Raw genomic sequence first — 1065 nt, 5'->3', positions numbered from 1 at the left:
CATTGATGAGAGGACGAAGTTCTTCGAGATATTCATTGAGAGAAAACTGCATGATTGCCCCCTAAACAAACAAGTTCATGACTAGCATTGCGCCAAATGCGTTCAATACGGAAATCGCAATCATAATTGGGATATAACGACCTTCAGTACCGATAGGTCCCATAATTCGACCCATGTACTGAACCTGTGAGCCCATTAGGTAAATTGCAGGTGCAAGAATCGCGATGTGCGTACCGTTCAAGATGCCTTGGTCAAACAATGTGATAACCACGCCAACTGCCCCGCCCATCGACATCCAAGCACCAATCAGCACCGCAGCCGCTTCACCTGGCAAACCAAAAACCGCCATTACTGGAGAAAATACCGAGCCCATCAAATCCAACGCGCCAGTAATCTGCAACGCCTTAATGATGACAAACGCCATAAGAACGTTAGGCACGGTTGATGTTGTCGCAATAACCCAGCCTTTTTTAGCGCCTTCAACGAAAATATCCGTCACCATCGGCTTACTTACTTTTACGTCACTCATTACGCCGTCTCCTCTTTTAAGTTCTCAGATTTGCTTTGCTCTTGCTTGTCTTCTTTACCTTCTGTGATGTTTAGATAGATACGGAATAAGTTCGCACCCACAATTTTAAACAAGAACATCACCACAACCGCCAAACCAATAGAAGACGTTACGGCAAGCGAGCCATCCGCCATCGTCAGCGTAAACAGCACCGCCCCTGAGGAGAAAAAGTTAACAATGGTGGCACCAGCAGTGAACTGGAACATAGTGAACACATCGGTTTCGCGTTTGGTGAGATGGCCTTCATCTTTAAGCTGACGAGTCATCGCCGCGCCCGCGTCGGTACTTTGCAGCGAAGCGATAAGAGCCAAACCAGAGTTACCCGGAATACCCATAATTGGACGAAGAAGCGGCGTTAACAGTTTGCGTGCTGCTTCTAGTGCGCCATAGTGCTCAAGTACATTGATCATACCCAGTGCGAACATAACGGTAGGAATCAAAGTAAGTGCAAAAATGAAACCGTCACGTGCACCGCTACCACCAGTACCACGAAGCGA

2 protein-coding genes are annotated in these 1065 nt (G+C 47.4%); both read right to left on the bottom strand.

The genetic code is table 11. The features are described from left to right. Positions 1-61 precede the first annotated feature (61 nt). Positions 62-529, bottom strand: a complete 468-nt coding sequence (locus R7E42_RS25450; RefSeq protein ID WP_005458317.1) for a YjiG family protein — start codon at positions 527-529, stop codon at positions 62-64. After that, on the bottom strand, positions 529-1065 hold a 537-nt coding region (locus tag R7E42_RS25445; RefSeq protein ID WP_318073300.1), incomplete at its 5' end, for a nucleoside recognition domain-containing protein. The genes R7E42_RS25445 and R7E42_RS25450, both read right to left, overlap by 1 nt.

The organism is Vibrio sp. Vb1337 (assembly GCF_033338715.1).
Lineage (GTDB): Bacteria > Pseudomonadota > Gammaproteobacteria > Enterobacterales > Vibrionaceae > Vibrio > Vibrio alginolyticus.
The sequence above is the reverse complement of the archived record's forward strand: the minus strand, read 5'-3'. Positions and strand labels throughout refer to the sequence as shown.

Bases quoted from the DNA above. Each gene is read 5' to 3' on its own strand.
- R7E42_RS25450 (WP_005458317.1), bottom strand. From the start codon at position 529: ATGAGTGACGTAAAAGTAAGTAAGCCGATGGTGACGGATATTTTCGTT.